We start from the raw sequence: 14688 nt of genomic DNA, 5'->3' as shown, positions 1-14688 counted from the left end.
TTATTGAAAAATGGCACGATTAGGTGAACTTTACCAAACTGAGTTAAAAGCAAAGCTGATTGAAGAGCTGGCTTTGGCTAACCCTATGGAAGTTCCGCGCATTACCAAAATCACCCTGAACATGGGTGTTGGTGAAGCAGCTGGAGACAAAAAGGTTCTTGAGGCAGCACTGTCCGATCTGACGAAAATCGCAGGTCAAAAACCAGTGGTGACCAAGGCGCGCAAATCTATCGCAGGTTTTAAAATCCGTGATGGTTGGCCAATTGGCTGCAAAGTAACTCTGCGCGGCGAAAACATGTATGAATTTCTGGATCGCTTAGTCAGTATCGCTATTCCTCGCGTACGTGACTTCCGCGGTATCAGCCCGAAATCATTCGACGGTCGCGGTAACTTCGCGATGGGCGTAACGGAACAGATTATTTTTCCGGAAATTGATTACGATAAAATTGATACACTACGCGGTATGGATATTACGATCACGACTACTGCTCGTAATGACGACGAAGGTCGCGCGCTGTTAAAGGCGTTTAACTTTCCGTTTAAAGGTTAAGGGGTTCAGGGGACATGGCAAAGCAGTCAATGAAAGCGCGCGAATTGAAACGTGCCCAAACTGTCGAAAAATTCGCTGCAAAGCGCGCTGAGCTAAAAGCGATTTTCGCCAGCGTAAATTCTAGCGATGAAGAAAAGTGGGATGCGCAGGTTAAGCTGCAGAAGCTTCCGCGTGATGCAAGTCCATCACGTCAGCGTCGTCGTTGTCAGATCACGGGTCGTCCGCACGGTGTATACCGCAAGTTCGGTCTTTGCCGTAACCAGCTTCGTCAAGCCGCTATGCGCGGTGATGTCCCCGGCTTAGTTAAGGCTAGCTGGTAATAGTGGGAATTTTGCTGTCGCTGGCTATGGCCGCGGCGTTTAATGGGAGCAAAACATGAGCATGCAAGATCCTTTAGCGGATATGCTTACACGTATCCGCAACGCTCAGATGGCAGGTAAAACTGCTGTTCAGATGCCTTCTTCAAAACTTAAGGTATCGGTTGCAAAGGTACTGGAAGACGAAGGTTATATCGCTAGTTCGCGCGTTGAAGCCGATGGTGGCAAAGCGCAGCTGACAGTTGAGTTGAAGTACTATCAGGGTAAGCCGGTAATCGCTGAGATTCATCGGGTAAGCCGTCCAGGTCTGCGCGCTTACGCTGGTAAAGACGAATTGCCATCAGTGCGTGCCGGTTTGGGCATCGCGATTGTGTCTACCAGTAATGGTGTGATGACTGATCGTGCAGCGCGAGCGGCCGGTGTGGGCGGCGAAGTGCTTTGCACTGTTTTCTAACGCGACAGTTTAAAGAGTTCTTAACATGTCAAGAGTAGCGAAAAGTCCAGTGACTATCCCCTCAGGGGTTGAAGTCAAACTCGACGCCAGCAGCATCGCAGTCAAAGGTAAAAAGGGTAGCTTAGTGCTGCCTTTGCACCAGTCTGTTGAAGTGAAGCAAGAAGACGGGCGTTTAGTGTTCTCAGCGCGTGAAGGCGCGAAAAACGGTTGGGCGATGGCGGGTACTACTCGTTCATTGACTAACAATATGTGTGTTGGTGTTAGCGAAGGATTTCAGCGTAAGCTGATTCTAAACGGCGTTGGTTACCGTGCTAAGGCCACTGGTAATAGCATTAATCTGGTGTTGGGTTTTTCCCACCCCATTGATTATGCATTACCAGAAGGCGTAACTGTCGATACCCCGACTCAGACAGAGATTGTCTTGAGTGGTACTGACAAGCAAATACTGGGTAAGGTAGCGGCCGAAATCCGCGCGTTCCGTCCACCAGAGCCTTACAAAGGTAAGGGTGTTCGCTACGCAGACGAAAACGTCCGTCGTAAAGAAGCGAAGAAAAAGTAAAGGCTAGGTTATGAGCGATAAGAAAGTATCAAGATTACGTCGTGCCCGCCGTGCTCGCTTTAAAATGCGTGAGCTCCGCGCCGTACGTCTTAGCATTCACCGCACACCGCGTCACATGTATGCTCAGCTTATAGCTGCTACAGGTGATGTCGTGTTGGCGAGTGCCTCTACACTAGATAAAGAGTTGCGTGCTGGTGCGACTGGTAATGTTGCTGCAGCCGCTAGTGTGGGCAAGTTGATCGCCGACCGCGCGAAAGCCGCAGGCGTGACAAAGGTCGCCTTTGACCGCAGTGGATTTAAATTCCACGGCCGTGTCAAGGCGCTGGCAGATGCTGCCCGTGAAGGTGGTTTGGAATTCTAAGGTTTTAGGCGATGGCGTATAACGATCAGAAAGACAAAGCGAACACTGAAGGCTTGCAAGAGAAATTAGTGCAGGTAAACCGTGTTGCCAAGGTGGTCAAGGGTGGCCGTATTTTCAGCTTCACTGCTCTGACTGTAGTTGGTGATGGCAATGGTAAAGTCGGCTTTGGCCGCGGCAAGGCACGTGAAGTGCCGGTCGCAATCCAAAAGGCGATGGAAGCTGCCCGCCGTAATATGGTCCAGGTAGACGTAAAGGGTGATACCATCCAATACGCTGTCAAAGGCCGTCACGGTGCCTCCAAGGTTTACATGCAGCCCGCATCCGAAGGTACTGGTGTTATTGCCGGTGGTGCAATGCGCTCGGTGCTTGAAATTGCCGGCATTCATAACGTACTGGCCAAGTGCTACGGTTCTACCAACCCGGTAAACGTGGTTCGTGCAACTGTTAAGGCATTGGTAAGCGTTTCTTCACCAGAAGAGGTCGCAACTAAACGCGGCAAGACTGTTGAAGAGATCTTGGGCTAAGAAATAGGCAGGATTTGCAATGAGCAAGATTAAAGTCACACTAGTTCGTTCTGTTACAGGACGGCTAAAGTCGCACAAGGCCTGCGTAGCTGGTCTTGGCTTGCGTCGTATTCGCCACACTGTTGAAGTGGAAGACACTCCATCAGTGCGCGGTATGATCAATAAGGTCAACTATTTAGTACGTGTTGAGGGATAAGTGATGAGCGATATGCGTTTAAACACGCTGAGCCCGGCTCCCGGTCGAGTTAAAGATAGTAAACGGGTAGGTCGTGGTATCGGTAGTGGCTTGGGTAAAACCGCAGGTCGTGGTCACAAAGGTTTAAAGTCGCGTTCAGGCGGTAGTGTACGTCCTGGTTTCGAAGGCGGTCAGATGCCTTTGCAAAAGCGTCTGCCGAAGTATGGTTTTACTTCGCGCCTGTCACGCGTGACTGCACAAATTCGCACCGCTGAGCTCGCAGCAGCTGGTGATGGCGTGATTGATCTTGATGCGTTGAAGCGTGCTGACTTGGTCGGTCGCAATATTGAGCGTGCAAAGATCTTTCTGTCCGGTGATCTGAACAAGGCAGTTACTGTAAAAGGTTTGGCAGTAACAAAAGGCGCGCGCGAAGCTATTGAAAAAGCGGGCGGCAAAGTCGAGGAATAAGGCGAGATCCCCATGGCGAAATCCAGTCCATTATCAGCTGGAAGTCAATCCGGAGTAGGCGAGCTGATGGCTCGCCTTCGTTTTCTACTGCTGGCGATAATTGTTTATCGCATCGGTACTCACATTCCGGTACCGGGCATTAACCCGGATCAACTCGCCGCGCTGTTTAATCAGAATCAGGGCACGGTACTTGGTTTGTTTAATATGTTCTCGGGCGGTGCCTTGGAGCGTATGAGTATATTGGCGCTGGGTATCATGCCGTATATCTCTGCATCGATTATTATGCAGCTGATGTCGGCAGTGAGTCCTCAGCTCGAAGCGCTTAAGAAAGAAGGCGAGTCAGGCCGTCGGCAGATCAGTCAGTACACCCGCTACTTAACGGTTGTACTTGCGCTGCTTCAAGCGGTTGGTATGACGGTAGGTTTGGCTAATCAAGGCCTGGCTTACAGTGCAGATTTTAGTTTTTACTTTGTTGCCGTGGTTTCACTGGTAACAGGTGCGATTTTCATGATGTGGCTTGGTGAGCAGTTAACCGAGCGCGGTGTTGGTAACGGCATCTCCATGTTGATCTTCGCAGGTATCGTTGCGGGCTTGCCCTCGGCGGTCGGGCAGTCTTTGGAGCAAGCGCGCCAAGGTGAGCTCAATGTATTAGTACTGTTGGCGGTGTTGGTGCTGGCGGTAGCGGTGGTGTATTTGGTGGTCTTTATCGAGCGCGGTCAACGCCGCATTACGGTGAATTACGCCAAGCAGCAGCGCGGTAATAAGATGTATCAGGCGCAGTCCAGCCACTTGCCGATGAAGGTGAATATGGCGGGTGTTATACCGGCGATTTTCGCTAGCTCTATTCTACTGTTCCCTGCGTCCATTGCGCAGTGGGTTGGTCAGAGCGGTGAAGGCATGGAATGGTTGCAAGAGCTCGCTCTGGCAATTGGACCCGGTCAGCCCCTGAATATCATTATGTTTACTGCCTTGATCGTATTTTTCTGCTTCTTTTATACAGCGTTGATGTTTAACCCTAATGAAGTAGCAGATAATTTAAAACGCTCAGGTGCATTTTTACCCGGGATTCGTCCTGGTAAGCAAACGGCTAATTACATCGATGGTGTGTTAACCCGATTGACCATGTTTGGCTCTATGTATATTGCTGGCGTGTGTTTGTTACCGCAGTTCTTGGTAGTGATGTGGAATGTGCCGTTTTATCTCGGTGGTACATCACTGCTGATCGTAGTGGTGGTAGTGATGGATTTCATGGCGCAGGTTCAATCGCACCTAATGTCTCATCAGTATGACTCGGTCTTGAAAAAGGCCAATTTGAAAAATTACGGCGGTGGTGTGCGCTAAGGCGCACCAACCTGATTGCTAGTTTGGAGTGTCACAATGAAAGTACGCGCATCAGTAAAGACGATCTGTCGAAACTGTAAAATTGTTCGCCGCAAGGGTGTTGTTCGCGTTATTTGTAGCGTCGAACCTCGTCACAAGCAGCGGCAGGGCTAAGCAATACGGTTGGGGTTGATTTACAACCCCAGTACGGGTAGACTACTGCGCCTTTCGTGCGGTGGTTTCCTTGTTACCGGTCATTGCTAGGCGTTGGAAGAATTAGGCTTAATTGGAGTAACCTGAATGGCTCGTATAGCAGGTGTCAACATACCAGATAACAAGCATGCTGTTATTTCGTTGACCTATATATTTGGCATTGGCCGCACTACTGCTAAAGCACTGTGTGCCAAAACCACTATCGCTGAAGATGCAAAGATCGGCGATTTATCTGAAGAGCAACTAGATGCGCTTCGCGGCGAGATTGCCAAAATGTCAGTAGAGGGCGACTTGCGTCGCGCAGTATCTATGAGCATTAAGCGTCTGCTGGATTTGGGCTGCTACCGCGGTCTGCGTCATCGTAAAGGCCTGCCGCTTCGCGGTCAGCGTACTAAGACTAATGCGCGTACGCGTAAAGGTCCACGTAAGCCGATTCGTAAGTAATTTAAAGGCAGTGATTCCTTTAGTGTAGCTACACCACTTGTGTAGTGTTGATATTAGAGATGGAAATAGAACATGGCCAAACCAGGCAAGCAACAAGCTCCACGGAAAAAGGTCAAAAAGACCGTCGTGGATGGTGTCGCACACATACATGCGTCATTTAACAATACGATTGTTACTATTACGGATCGTCAGGGTAATGCACTGAGCTGGGCTACGGCCGGTGGTAGTGGTTTCCGCGGCTCTCGTAAAAGTACACCTTTCGCTGCCCAGGTCGCTGCAGAGCGCGCTGGTAACGCTGCGAAAGATTACGGTTTAAAAAATCTTGATGTGCAAGTTAAAGGTCCAGGCCCAGGTCGCGAATCTGCGGTCCGCGCACTGAACAATTGCGGTTACAAGATTACCAACATCACCGACGTGACGCCTATTCCGCACAATGGTTGCCGTCCTCCCAAGAAACGTCGCGTTTAATTAACAGTTGAGGAATACAGAAAATGGCTAGATATTTGGGCCCAAGCTGTAAATTATCCAGACGGGAAGGCACCGACCTGTTCCTGAAGAGTGGCGTACGTCCGCTGGATTCAAAATGTAAAGCAGAAACTGCACCCGGTATGCACGGTGCGCGTCGTGGTCGTCTATCTGACTACGGTGTTCAGTTGCGTGAAAAGCAAAAAGTACGTCGTATGTACGGTGTTCTTGAAAAGCAATTCCGCGCTTATTATGCAAAAGCTGCTCGTCGTAAAGGCGCAACCGGTGAAAACCTGCTGCAACTTTTAGAAAGTCGCTTAGACAACGTGGTATACCGCATTGGTTTTGGCTCTACTCGTGCCGAATCTCGTCAGCTGGTATCGCACAAGTCAGTACTGGTTAATGGCAAAACGGTTAACGTACCGTCTTACCAAGTTCAAGCTGGTGATGTAGTCAGTGTTCGTGAGAAAGCTAAAGCGCAATTGCGGATTCAATCTGCGATTACTCTGGCCGCACAGCGCGGTGACTGCGCATGGATCGACATTAACGCCACTAAGATGGAAGGTGTTTTTAAGAGCGTGCCAGATCGTAGCGACTTGTCTTCAGAGATCAACGAACAATTGATCGTTGAGCTTTACTCGAAGTAAGTTAACCTCCGGACAAATCACTACAGGTGAATTATGCAAAGTGCTGTCAATGAATTTTTAACCCCGCGTGTCATCCAAGTTGAAGAATTTGGCCAGACTCGCGCGAAAGTGACCTTAGAACCGCTTGAGCGGGGATTCGGTCATACCCTGGGTAATGCCTTGCGCCGTATTTTGCTGTCTTCTATGCCGGGCTGTGCAATCACCGAAGTTGAGATTGATGGTGTGTTGCACGAGTACAGTGCAATGGAAGGTGTGCAGGAAGATGTTATTGAAATCCTGCTTAACCTGAAAGAAGTTGCAGTAATCATGCACGGCAAAGATCAGGCAATTTTGAGCCTGAACAAAAAAGGCCCAGGTGTTGTTACTGCAGGTGATATCCAGACGGATCACGAAATCGAAATTGTTAACACCGATCACGTTATTGCGAACCTAAACGACGACGGCGAGATTAATATGCGCCTGACTATCGCTCGCGGTCGCGGTTACGTGCCGGCAGACGCTCGTGATAACGGCGAAGAAGAAACCCGCTCTATCGGTCGTCTTCAATTAGACGCCAGCTACAGCCCAATCAGCCGCGTAAGTTATGTGGTTGAGAGTGCTCGTGTTGAGCAGCGTACTGACCTAGATAAATTGGTTCTTGATTTAGAGACCAACGGTACGATTGATCCCGAAGAAGCTATTCGCCGTGCGGCAACCATACTTCAGCAGCAGCTGGCAGTATTCGTTGACCTTGAAAGCGAAGGTGAAAACGAGCCGTCACGTGAAGAGAACGAAGTAGATCCTATTCTGCTGCGTCCGGTAGATGATTTGGAGCTGACAGTGCGCTCTGCCAACTGCCTGAAAGCAGAAAATATCTACTACATCGGTGATTTGGTGCAGCGCACAGAAGTTGAACTTCTGAAGACGCCAAACCTTGGTAAGAAGTCGCTGACTGAAATTAAAGACGTATTGGCATCGCGTGGTTTGTCTTTGGGTTTGCGCCTAGACAACTGGCCGCCAGCAAGTCTTAGAAACGACGACCGAGTACTCGCTTAATTTTAAGTGATCACTCTCGAATATTTTTTGCTGAGATAGCAACGTTTATTAAAGGAAAAAGCCATGCGTCATCGTCATAGTGGCCGTCAATTAAACCGTAATAGCTCACATCGTAAAGCGATGTTCCGCAATATGACGGCGTCGTTGGTAGAGCACGAAATGATTAAAACCACCTTGCCAAAGGCAAAGGAGCTGCGCGGTTATGCAGAGCCTTTGATTACCCTTTCAAAGGTAGACAGTGTTGCTAACCGTCGTTTGGCTTTCGCCAGACTGCGTTGTAATGCTGCTGTTGGTAAGCTGTTTACTGACCTGGGTCCTCGTTATGAAGGCCGTCCAGGCGGTTATATCCGTATCATGAAGTGCGGTCTTCGCACCGGTGATAAGGCGCCAATGGCTTATGTAGAATTGGTTGACCGTCCAGTAGCAGAAGAAGCTGACGACGAGTAAGTCTCGACGTAGCAAAAAAGCCGACTTTTTAAGTCGGCTTTTTTTTGTCTTAAAATTGGCTTTTGGTGTGCTGGGCCAGTCAAAGACCGACCCAGCCGCGATTAGGCGCTGCGCTGCTTGGCGAGCTTGAGGACGTCCGCAAGAAAATGCCCGGTGTGGGACTGGCTAATGGTGGCGATGTCCTCGGGGGTACCTTCCGCGATAATCATGCCGCCGCCACTTCCGCCTTCGGGGCCAAGGTCAACGATCCAGTCTGCAGTCTTAATCACGTCGAGATTATGTTCGATGACCACGACGGTGTTGCCGTGATCTCGCAGGCGATGTAAAACCGTAAGCAGTAATTGAATGTCCTCAAAATGCAGTCCTGTGGTGGGTTCGTCGAGGATGTACAAGGTTTTGCCGGTGTCACGCTTTGATAGTTCCTTGGCGAGTTTTACCCGCTGCGCTTCGCCGCCAGATAGTGTGGTGGCAGCTTGGCCCAGACGAATATAGCTTAAGCCAACATCCATCAGGGTTTGCAGTTTCTTGCTGATAGACGGTACGTTTTCAAAAAAGGTGTTGGCGTCTTCTACAGTCATATCCAATACTTCGTGGATATTTTTGCCCTTGTAGACGATCTCCAAGGTCTCTCTGTTGTAGCGTTGGCTGCGGCAAACTTCACAGGCGACATAAATGTCGGGTAAGAAATGCATTTCTACCTTGGTGACCCCGTCGCCCTGACAAGCTTCGCAGCGTCCACCCTTTACGTTAAAGCTAAAGCGGCCAACCTTATAGCCCCGCGAGCGCGCTTCCTGAGTGCCAGCAAAGAGTTCGCGAATCGGCGTAAATATCCCGGTATAGGTTGCGGGGTTTGAGCGCGGGGTGCGACCAATGGGGCTTTGGTCAATATCGATGCATTTATCGACTTGATCTAGGCCGGTTACTGCGCGATGTGGCGCGGGTGTTAATGTGGTCGCGCCGTTAAGTACGGTTGCTGCCACGGGGTAGAGGGTGTGGTTGATAAGCGTGGATTTACCCGAGCCAGAAACGCCGGTGACGCAGGTCATCAGGCCTAGCGGGATAGTCAGGTCGACGTCCCGTAAGTTATTACCGGTCGCACCTTCTATCCGCAGGCATTGATCCGGATTAACAGGATTGCGTAGTTTGGGGATCGCGATCGCGCGCTTTCCGGATAAATATTGGCCGGTGAGGGATTCAGGGCTATTTAAAATATCTTCTATTTTGCCTTCAGCAATGACGCGGCCGCCGTGTACCCCGGCGCCGGGGCCAATATCGATAATGTGGTCGGCGGTGCGAATGGCGTCTTCGTCGTGCTCAACCACAATGACGGTATTGCCGATGTCGCGAAGGTGACGAAGGGTCTTTAAAAGGCGTTCATTGTCGCGCTGATGGAGGCCGATTGAGGGTTCGTCGAGAATGTACATAACGCCGACGAGGCCCGCGCCAATCTGGCTAGCGAGGCGAATACGCTGAGCTTCGCCGCCAGACAAGGTGTCGGCGCTGCGGTCAAGCGTAAGATAGTTAAGTCCAACGTCGACCAAAAAGCGCAGTCGGTCGTTAATCTCTTTCAGAATTTTTTCGGCTATTTGGCCGCGACGACCGCTGAGCTCTAGCTTGGTAAAATACTCGCGCGCTGCGCCAACCGGCATGGCAGTGATTTCCGGCAGGGTGTTGTCGAGGATAAAGACATTGCGCGCTTCTTTGCGTAATCGCGTGCCCGCGCAGTCTGGGCAGGATTGCGAATTTAAGAATTTGCTCAATTCTTCGCGGACGGTTTGTGATTCGGTTTCTTTGTAGCGGCGATCCATATTGGGGATCACGCCCTCGAAGGGGTGCTTGCGCTGGAAGTTGTCGCCGCGATCATTGATATAGGTGAAGCTGATTTCTTCTGCGCCGCTGCCGAATAGAATTTTCTGGCGGTGCTCATCGCTCAGCTCTTCAAAGGGGGCGTCAATGTCAAAGCCGTAGTGCTCGGCCAAGGACGTGAGCATATGGAAATAATAAACACTGCGCCGATCCCAGCCCCGAATTGCGCCTGTGGATAGGCTAACGTCGGGATGCTGTACTATGCGGGAAGAGTCGAAAAATTGTTTTACGCCTAAACCATCGCAACTACTGCAGGCGCCGAGCGGACTGTTAAACGAAAACAGTCGAGGTTCTAATTCAGAGAGGCTGTAACCGCAGTGGGGGCAGGCGAACTTTGATGAGAACGTTAATTCAGCTGCTTTGTCGTTGTCCATATCGGCGATGCTGGCGATACCGTCGGTGAGCTCTAGTGCGGTTTCAAAAGATTCGGCTAGACGTTGGGTGAGGTCCTCGCGTACTTTAAAGCGGTCTACCACCACTTCGATGGTGTGCTTTTTATTTTTATCCAGAGTGGGTAAATCGTCTAAATCGGTTACTAGGCCGTTTATTCTGGCGCGGACAAAGCCTTGGCTGCGTAGCTTTTCAAAGGTGTGAATATGTTCGCCTTTGCGATTTTGCACAATCGGCGCCAGCATCATTAGCTTGCTGCCCTCGGGTAGGGCTAATACTGTGTCGACCATCTGGCTGACAGTCTGCGCTGACAGTGCGGCGTTGTGGTCGGGGCAGCGGGGCTCACCTGCGCGGGCGAACAATAGGCGCAGATAGTCATAAATTTCGGTTATCGTGCCCACGGTGGAACGAGGATTGTGGGAGGTGGATTTTTGTTCTATCGAAATAGCCGGTGACAAGCCTTCGATGTGGTCGACATCGGGCTTTTCCATCATCGACAAAAATTGCCGAGCATAGGTCGAGAGTGACTCAACGTAGCGGCGCTGGCCTTCGGCGTAGAGTGTGTCGAAAGCCAGTGATGACTTACCTGAACCGGATAGACCGGTAATCACGACGAGTTTGTCGCGGGGTATATCAAGATCGATATTCTTTAGATTGTGGGTGCGGGCACCGCGGACGATAATCCGATCCATATATTTTCCCGGCCTAATAAACCGGACATTATACGACGCCGACACCATGGGGCGCAAAACAAGCTCGTTGCTAATATGTATGGTTTTTTGGCGGCAGCATAGCTGTTAGAATGGCGGCCAAACCCCTTAATTTTGTAGGACTTCCTCGCCCTTGAATCATCATTCGATGAGCGCAACTGAACTGCGCGCGATCGTATCCTTGGCAAGCCTTTATGCCTTCCGCATGCTTGGCTTGTTTATGTTGCTGCCGGTCTTGAGTTTGTACGCGGCGGAGTATGACTACAGCACGCCGGTACTAGTTGGCTTGGCATTGGGTATTTACGGCCTAGGGCAGGCCGCCCTGCAAGTGCCGTTGGGTATGTTGTCGGACCGTATTGGTCGCAAGCCCGTGATTATTAGCGGCCTATTATTGTTTATTGCTGGCGGCGTGGTTGCTGCCGGAGCCGACACTATTTTTGGTGTTATTGTTGGTCGTTTATTGCAAGGGACTGGCGCTATAGCGAGTACCTTAACCGCATTGCTCGCCGACCTTACTCGGGAGCAGCATCGCACTAAAGCGATGGCCTCCATTGGCGTGAGTATAGGGGTGTCTTTTGCTGTTGCGATGGTGGTCGGGCCTGTGATGGCATCGTGGTTTGGTGTTTCTGGTTTATTTTTGAGTACCTCGGTGCTGGCGGGGCTGGGGATTATTATTACGGTATTTCTTGTTCCCAATCCTGATGCGCAGCGTCTAGATGCTGATAGCCAGTCGTTGAGCGGTTTGTTAGGGCGCTGTCTTAAAGACAGCAATCTGATGCGCCTCAATCTTGGCATTTTCAGTTTGCATGCAATTTTGATGGCGATATTTATTGCCGTGCCGGGTATTTTGGAAGAGCAGGGTTTGCACCGTGATGCTCATTGGCAAGTGTATTTGCCGATGATGTTGGTGGCCTTTATCGCCATGGTGCCTTTTATTATTATTGCTGAAACCAAGAATAAAATGCGGGAAGTATTTTTACTCGGTATTGCCACCATTGCTTTAGCCTTGGTCGCAGCGACGTTTTGGGGGCAGCTCTTTACCCCTTTGCTTATTATTATTACCTTATTTTTTGTGGCATTTAATTTAATGGAAGCGTCATTGCCCTTGCTAGTAAGCAAGACCGTTTATGCTGGTGGCAAAGGTACTGCAATGGGGGTTTATTCAACGTTTCAGTTTTTTGGCGCATTCTGTGGCGGCGCGATTGGTGGTGGTTTATTTGGCCGCTGGGGTGCTAGTGCGGTATTCGCCGGGGCCGCGATACTTGCCGGCGCTTGGCTAATTGCTGCTTGGGGGATGTCGGTTCCTCTTAAATCAGAGAGTATCGTTTTACGCTGGCAGTTTGGCGATTGGGATGTCGCAGATATGCGTCGTGAAGTTCTTGCCTTACCCGGCGCCTTGGATATTACGGTGCTGGAAGGCGAGCGTATTGCTTATTTGCAGGTAGGCAGTGATTTTGATTTGGCGAACTTGCCAGAAGGTCTGCAGCTGGGTAGCTGATGGCCGCTTTCGGCGGAATCCGGTATAGTGCAGTGTCTGTTGCGAGCGTTGGTTCGCATCCATAGAAAAACAGGAGAGAACGCATGGCGCGTGGTATAAATAAAGTTATTTTGGTCGGAAATCTGGGCCAAGATCCCGAAACCCGTTACATGCCTTCCGGCGGTGCAGTGACCAATGTCACCATCGCAACCAGCGAAACCTGGAAGGATAAGCAAAGCGGCCAGCCTCAGGAGCGCACTGAGTGGCATCGAGTCGTATTTTTTAATCGTCTGGCAGAGATTGCTGGTGAATATTTAAAGAAAGGCTCCAAGGTCTATGTTGAGGGTTCCTTGCGTACTCGCAAGTGGCAGAATAAAGAGGGTGTTGATCAGTACACCACCGAAATCGTGGCAGCAGAAATGCAGATGCTCGATGGTCGCGGTGGGGCCGGCGGCGGTGCTTCTAGTGGCGGCGCTAGTGGTTACGATGATGGCGGCTATGGTCAGCAGCAAGCGCCTCAGGCCCAAGCCGCGGCGCCCGCGCCGCGCCGCGCGCCGCCCCCGCAGCAAAATCGTGCACCAGCACCAGCACCAGCGCAAAACCCGCCAGCGGGCTTTGACGATTTTGATGATGATATTCCGTTTTAGGGAATGCCTTTGGGAATAGTGTAACGCGTGAACAATATTCTGAAGAGCCCCGCTAGCCGGGGCTTTTTTGTGAGCTGATGATCGGCTGCAAGCGCGGCGTGAAATTGATATTTTCTTGCGCATCCATGATGCATTGAGTAATGTTGATGACTTTTCTGGCATTTTGAATCCTGTCATCTTTGCCATTTCCGCGGGTTTAAACGCCTGCTTTAACTGCTGAATTCTGTGATTTTTCTGTGAATGTTATTGTGATTTCTCGTCCGGGTGCCTTGGTTACTGCGCTGCTCAGTCAGTTTGCAGTGAGGGGGCGCGCGAGTATCAATGTGTCTTTTGATGAGCTGGCTGGCTTCGGTGATGAATTGCTGCGCGGTGCGCTAGTGATTGATACTGACGCGCTCAGTTTTCTGCAACGCAATGTGGCATTTGCTCATGCTGAGCATGAACGCTTACTCGGTTTGCGGCAGGTATTTTTATCCCGCTGTCGAACATTAGGTGTTCCGTATTTATTGCTGAGTGATGGCCGCGTATTTGGTGAGTTTGATAACACAGGCACCGCATTTTTTGAGGCAGATAAACCTGAAGCGAAGTGCATCGCTGGGGCGCAGTTCGCGGCGGTGGAAAACGCGCTTGTTGCTAGCGAAGTGTCAGGCTTGGTGCTGCGCACTGGGCCGTTGATTGCGGTACAAGAGGGCAATTTTCTCCGTGATTGTTTGCTTACTATGCGCGGGGGCGAGACGCTGCGCTTAAACGATGCGCAGGTTTCCTATCCAACGCCGGTTGCTGATTTAGCGCGGGTTGTATCGGGCCTAGTTGACCAAATTAGTTGTGGTGCTGCATGTGGTGGCGTGTATCACTATTGCAGTAGCGGTGGGGCCAGTGCGTATGAGTTTGCTGAAGTGGTGTGTGCTTTTGCGTCGCAATTTGTTGCGCCAATGGCGGGTTTAGAGGTCGATGAAGAGGGTGAGTCCTGGTGTCCTGAGGTACCAGAGCTGAGCTGTGAGCGCATCTTGCAGGATTTTGGTATTAAGCGTTTGCCGTGGCGGGCGTACTTGCCGCGCATGATAAAAACTGTTTGTGAGGAGACCTCGAAATGAGTGCTAGTGCAGATTTGACGCCGCTGGGGATGGCAGTGCTGACGATTTCAGATACCCGCGACGAAAGTACTGACAGCTCAGGGCAATATTTAGTTACTGCGCTCGGTGCTGCGGGTCACAATTTAATTGATAAGCAAATTGTTAAAGATGATATCTATCAGATTCGCGCAACGGTGTCCGCCTGGATTGCAAATCCGAATATAGAGGCGGTATTGCTCACCGGCGGTACGGGGTTCTCTGGTCGCGATTCAACGCCCGAGGCAGTAGCGGTGCTATTCGACAAGGTAATTGAGGGATTTGGTGAGGTTTTTCGCTCGGTCTCTCTGCAAGAGATTGGTTCTTCAACGATCCAGTCACGCGCTATTGCTGGGCTGGCGAATAATACGGTTATTTTTTGTATGCCCGGTTCGACGGGTGCCTGTAAAACGGCGTGGCAATCCATTATTTGTGAGCAGCTTGATAGCCGTCATAGACCCTGTAATTTTGTTGGGGTGTTAACGACCCGTAAGGGCGGAGGTCTTTAAT

General features: G+C 50.7%; 20 protein-coding genes. 19 read left to right on the top strand and 1 reads right to left on the bottom strand.

Annotated features, from left to right (window positions below; genetic code table 11):
- Positions 1 to 10 precede the first annotated feature (10 nt).
- From rplE to rplQ, 15 genes are all read left to right on the top strand, one after another.
- The gene (rplE, locus tag HNQ57_RS15250) at positions 11 to 550 is read left to right on the top strand and encodes a 50S ribosomal protein L5 (RefSeq protein WP_008248334.1); all 540 of its coding nucleotides are present in this window, start codon (positions 11 to 13) and stop codon (positions 548 to 550) included.
- Positions 551 to 564: 14 nt separating this feature from the next.
- A complete protein-coding gene (gene rpsN, locus HNQ57_RS15245; protein ID WP_008248324.1) occupies positions 565 to 870 on the top strand; it encodes a 30S ribosomal protein S14 in 306 nt (101 codons plus the stop codon).
- Positions 871 to 925: 55 nt separating this feature from the next.
- Positions 926 to 1321 carry a 30S ribosomal protein S8 gene (gene rpsH, locus HNQ57_RS15240; RefSeq protein ID WP_008248322.1) on the top strand — a complete coding sequence of 132 codons (396 nt, stop codon included), beginning with the start codon at positions 926 to 928 and terminating at the stop codon, positions 1319 to 1321.
- A gap of 25 nt (positions 1322 to 1346) precedes the next feature.
- On the top strand, positions 1347 to 1880 hold the full coding sequence (rplF, locus tag HNQ57_RS15235) for a 50S ribosomal protein L6 (protein ID WP_184464440.1): 534 nt from the start codon (positions 1347 to 1349) through the stop codon (positions 1878 to 1880).
- Positions 1881 to 1890: 10 nt separating this feature from the next.
- A complete protein-coding gene (gene rplR, locus HNQ57_RS15230; protein WP_008248320.1) occupies positions 1891 to 2241 on the top strand; it encodes a 50S ribosomal protein L18 in 351 nt (116 codons plus the stop codon).
- Positions 2242 to 2252: 11 nt separating this feature from the next.
- Entirely contained in the window at positions 2253 to 2765 is a 513-nt protein-coding gene (gene rpsE / locus HNQ57_RS15225; RefSeq protein WP_008248319.1) for a 30S ribosomal protein S5, read from the top strand.
- Positions 2766 to 2784: 19 nt separating this feature from the next.
- Positions 2785 to 2961 carry a 50S ribosomal protein L30 gene (gene rpmD / locus HNQ57_RS15220; protein ID WP_008248318.1) on the top strand — a complete coding sequence of 59 codons (177 nt, stop codon included), beginning with the start codon at positions 2785 to 2787 and terminating at the stop codon, positions 2959 to 2961.
- Positions 2962 to 2973: 12 nt separating this feature from the next.
- Positions 2974 to 3408, top strand: a complete 435-nt coding sequence (gene rplO, locus HNQ57_RS15215) for a 50S ribosomal protein L15 (RefSeq protein WP_008248315.1) — start codon at positions 2974 to 2976, stop codon at positions 3406 to 3408.
- A gap of 12 nt (positions 3409 to 3420) precedes the next feature.
- Positions 3421 to 4749, top strand: a complete 1329-nt coding sequence (gene secY, locus HNQ57_RS15210) for a preprotein translocase subunit SecY (protein WP_184464437.1) — start codon at positions 3421 to 3423, stop codon at positions 4747 to 4749.
- A gap of 36 nt (positions 4750 to 4785) precedes the next feature.
- Positions 4786 to 4902 (top strand): 50S ribosomal protein L36, encoded by a 117-nt coding sequence (rpmJ, locus tag HNQ57_RS15205; RefSeq protein WP_008248307.1) that lies wholly within the window; start codon positions 4786 to 4788, stop codon positions 4900 to 4902.
- A 126-nt stretch (positions 4903 to 5028) separates the two neighbouring features.
- A complete protein-coding gene (gene rpsM, locus HNQ57_RS15200; protein ID WP_008248303.1) occupies positions 5029 to 5385 on the top strand; it encodes a 30S ribosomal protein S13 in 357 nt (118 codons plus the stop codon).
- Positions 5386 to 5457: 72 nt separating this feature from the next.
- A complete protein-coding gene (gene rpsK, locus HNQ57_RS15195) occupies positions 5458 to 5853 on the top strand; it encodes a 30S ribosomal protein S11 (RefSeq protein WP_008248301.1) in 396 nt (131 codons plus the stop codon).
- Between the two features lie 23 nt (positions 5854 to 5876).
- Entirely contained in the window at positions 5877 to 6497 is a 621-nt protein-coding gene (gene rpsD, locus HNQ57_RS15190) for a 30S ribosomal protein S4 (RefSeq protein ID WP_008248299.1), read from the top strand.
- A gap of 33 nt (positions 6498 to 6530) precedes the next feature.
- The gene (locus HNQ57_RS15185) at positions 6531 to 7532 is read left to right on the top strand and encodes a DNA-directed RNA polymerase subunit alpha (RefSeq protein ID WP_008248297.1); all 1002 of its coding nucleotides are present in this window, start codon (positions 6531 to 6533) and stop codon (positions 7530 to 7532) included.
- 63 nt (positions 7533 to 7595) lie between these two features.
- On the top strand, positions 7596 to 7979 hold the full coding sequence (rplQ, locus tag HNQ57_RS15180) for a 50S ribosomal protein L17 (protein WP_184464435.1): 384 nt from the start codon (positions 7596 to 7598) through the stop codon (positions 7977 to 7979).
- Positions 7980 to 8080: 101 nt separating this feature from the next.
- Here rplQ and uvrA read toward each other — a convergent pair whose 3' ends face one another.
- Entirely contained in the window at positions 8081 to 10927 is a 2847-nt protein-coding gene (gene uvrA, locus HNQ57_RS15175; protein ID WP_184464433.1) for an excinuclease ABC subunit UvrA, read from the bottom strand.
- 166 nt (positions 10928 to 11093) lie between these two features.
- Here uvrA and HNQ57_RS15170 point away from each other — a divergent pair, with 166 nt between their 5' ends.
- The 4 genes from HNQ57_RS15170 to moaB all read left to right on the top strand — a co-directional run bounded on the left by HNQ57_RS15170 (position 11094) and on the right by moaB (position 14687).
- Positions 11094 to 12443 (top strand): MFS transporter, encoded by a 1350-nt coding sequence (locus tag HNQ57_RS15170; RefSeq protein ID WP_184464431.1) that lies wholly within the window; start codon positions 11094 to 11096, stop codon positions 12441 to 12443.
- A gap of 83 nt (positions 12444 to 12526) precedes the next feature.
- Positions 12527 to 13069: a single-stranded DNA-binding protein gene (ssb, locus tag HNQ57_RS15165; protein ID WP_184464429.1), complete on the top strand. Its 543-nt coding sequence runs from the start codon at positions 12527 to 12529 to the stop codon at positions 13067 to 13069.
- Positions 13070 to 13305: 236 nt separating this feature from the next.
- Positions 13306 to 14163 (top strand): sugar nucleotide-binding protein, encoded by an 858-nt coding sequence (locus HNQ57_RS15160; protein ID WP_184464427.1) that lies wholly within the window; start codon positions 13306 to 13308, stop codon positions 14161 to 14163.
- Positions 14160 to 14687 (top strand): molybdenum cofactor biosynthesis protein B, encoded by a 528-nt coding sequence (gene moaB / locus HNQ57_RS15155; RefSeq protein ID WP_184464425.1) that lies wholly within the window; start codon positions 14160 to 14162, stop codon positions 14685 to 14687. Before HNQ57_RS15160 ends, moaB begins: the two co-directional genes overlap by 4 nt.
- Position 14688 lies beyond the last annotated feature (1 nt).

It is taken from the genome of Zhongshania antarctica, assembly GCF_014202945.1.
In the GTDB taxonomy this organism is placed as follows: Bacteria; Pseudomonadota; Gammaproteobacteria; order Pseudomonadales; family Spongiibacteraceae; genus Spongiibacter; species Spongiibacter antarcticus.
Note: the sequence above shows the minus strand (reverse complement) of the source record. Positions and strands in the feature narration are given on the sequence as shown.

Excerpts from the sequence above, each read along its gene's own strand:
- rpsH (WP_008248322.1), top strand. The coding sequence starts at position 926 with ATGAGCATGCAAGATCCTTTAGCGGATATGCTTACACGTATCCGCAAC.
- HNQ57_RS15170 (WP_184464431.1), top strand. The coding sequence starts at position 11,094 with ATGAGCGCAACTGAACTGCGCGCGATCGTATCCTTGGCAAGCCTTTAT.
- rpmD (WP_008248318.1), top strand. The coding sequence starts at position 2,785 with ATGAGCAAGATTAAAGTCACACTAGTTCGTTCTGTTACAGGACGGCTA.
- moaB (WP_184464425.1), top strand. The coding sequence starts at position 14,160 with ATGAGTGCTAGTGCAGATTTGACGCCGCTGGGGATGGCAGTGCTGACG.
- rpsD (WP_008248299.1), top strand. The coding sequence starts at position 5,877 with ATGGCTAGATATTTGGGCCCAAGCTGTAAATTATCCAGACGGGAAGGC.
- rpsK (WP_008248301.1), top strand. The coding sequence starts at position 5,458 with ATGGCCAAACCAGGCAAGCAACAAGCTCCACGGAAAAAGGTCAAAAAG.
- rplO (WP_008248315.1), top strand. The coding sequence starts at position 2,974 with ATGCGTTTAAACACGCTGAGCCCGGCTCCCGGTCGAGTTAAAGATAGT.
- ssb (WP_184464429.1), top strand. The coding sequence starts at position 12,527 with ATGGCGCGTGGTATAAATAAAGTTATTTTGGTCGGAAATCTGGGCCAA.
- rpsM (WP_008248303.1), top strand. The coding sequence starts at position 5,029 with ATGGCTCGTATAGCAGGTGTCAACATACCAGATAACAAGCATGCTGTT.
- rpsN (WP_008248324.1), top strand. The coding sequence starts at position 565 with ATGGCAAAGCAGTCAATGAAAGCGCGCGAATTGAAACGTGCCCAAACT.
- rplR (WP_008248320.1), top strand. The coding sequence starts at position 1,891 with ATGAGCGATAAGAAAGTATCAAGATTACGTCGTGCCCGCCGTGCTCGC.
- uvrA (WP_184464433.1), bottom strand. The coding sequence starts at position 10,927 with ATGGATCGGATTATCGTCCGCGGTGCCCGCACCCACAATCTAAAGAAT.
- HNQ57_RS15185 (WP_008248297.1), top strand. The coding sequence starts at position 6,531 with ATGCAAAGTGCTGTCAATGAATTTTTAACCCCGCGTGTCATCCAAGTT.
- rplQ (WP_184464435.1), top strand. The coding sequence starts at position 7,596 with ATGCGTCATCGTCATAGTGGCCGTCAATTAAACCGTAATAGCTCACAT.
- rplE (WP_008248334.1), top strand. The coding sequence starts at position 11 with ATGGCACGATTAGGTGAACTTTACCAAACTGAGTTAAAAGCAAAGCTG.
- secY (WP_184464437.1), top strand. The coding sequence starts at position 3,421 with ATGGCGAAATCCAGTCCATTATCAGCTGGAAGTCAATCCGGAGTAGGC.
- rpsE (WP_008248319.1), top strand. The coding sequence starts at position 2,253 with ATGGCGTATAACGATCAGAAAGACAAAGCGAACACTGAAGGCTTGCAA.
- rplF (WP_184464440.1), top strand. The coding sequence starts at position 1,347 with ATGTCAAGAGTAGCGAAAAGTCCAGTGACTATCCCCTCAGGGGTTGAA.
- rpmJ (WP_008248307.1), top strand. The coding sequence starts at position 4,786 with ATGAAAGTACGCGCATCAGTAAAGACGATCTGTCGAAACTGTAAAATT.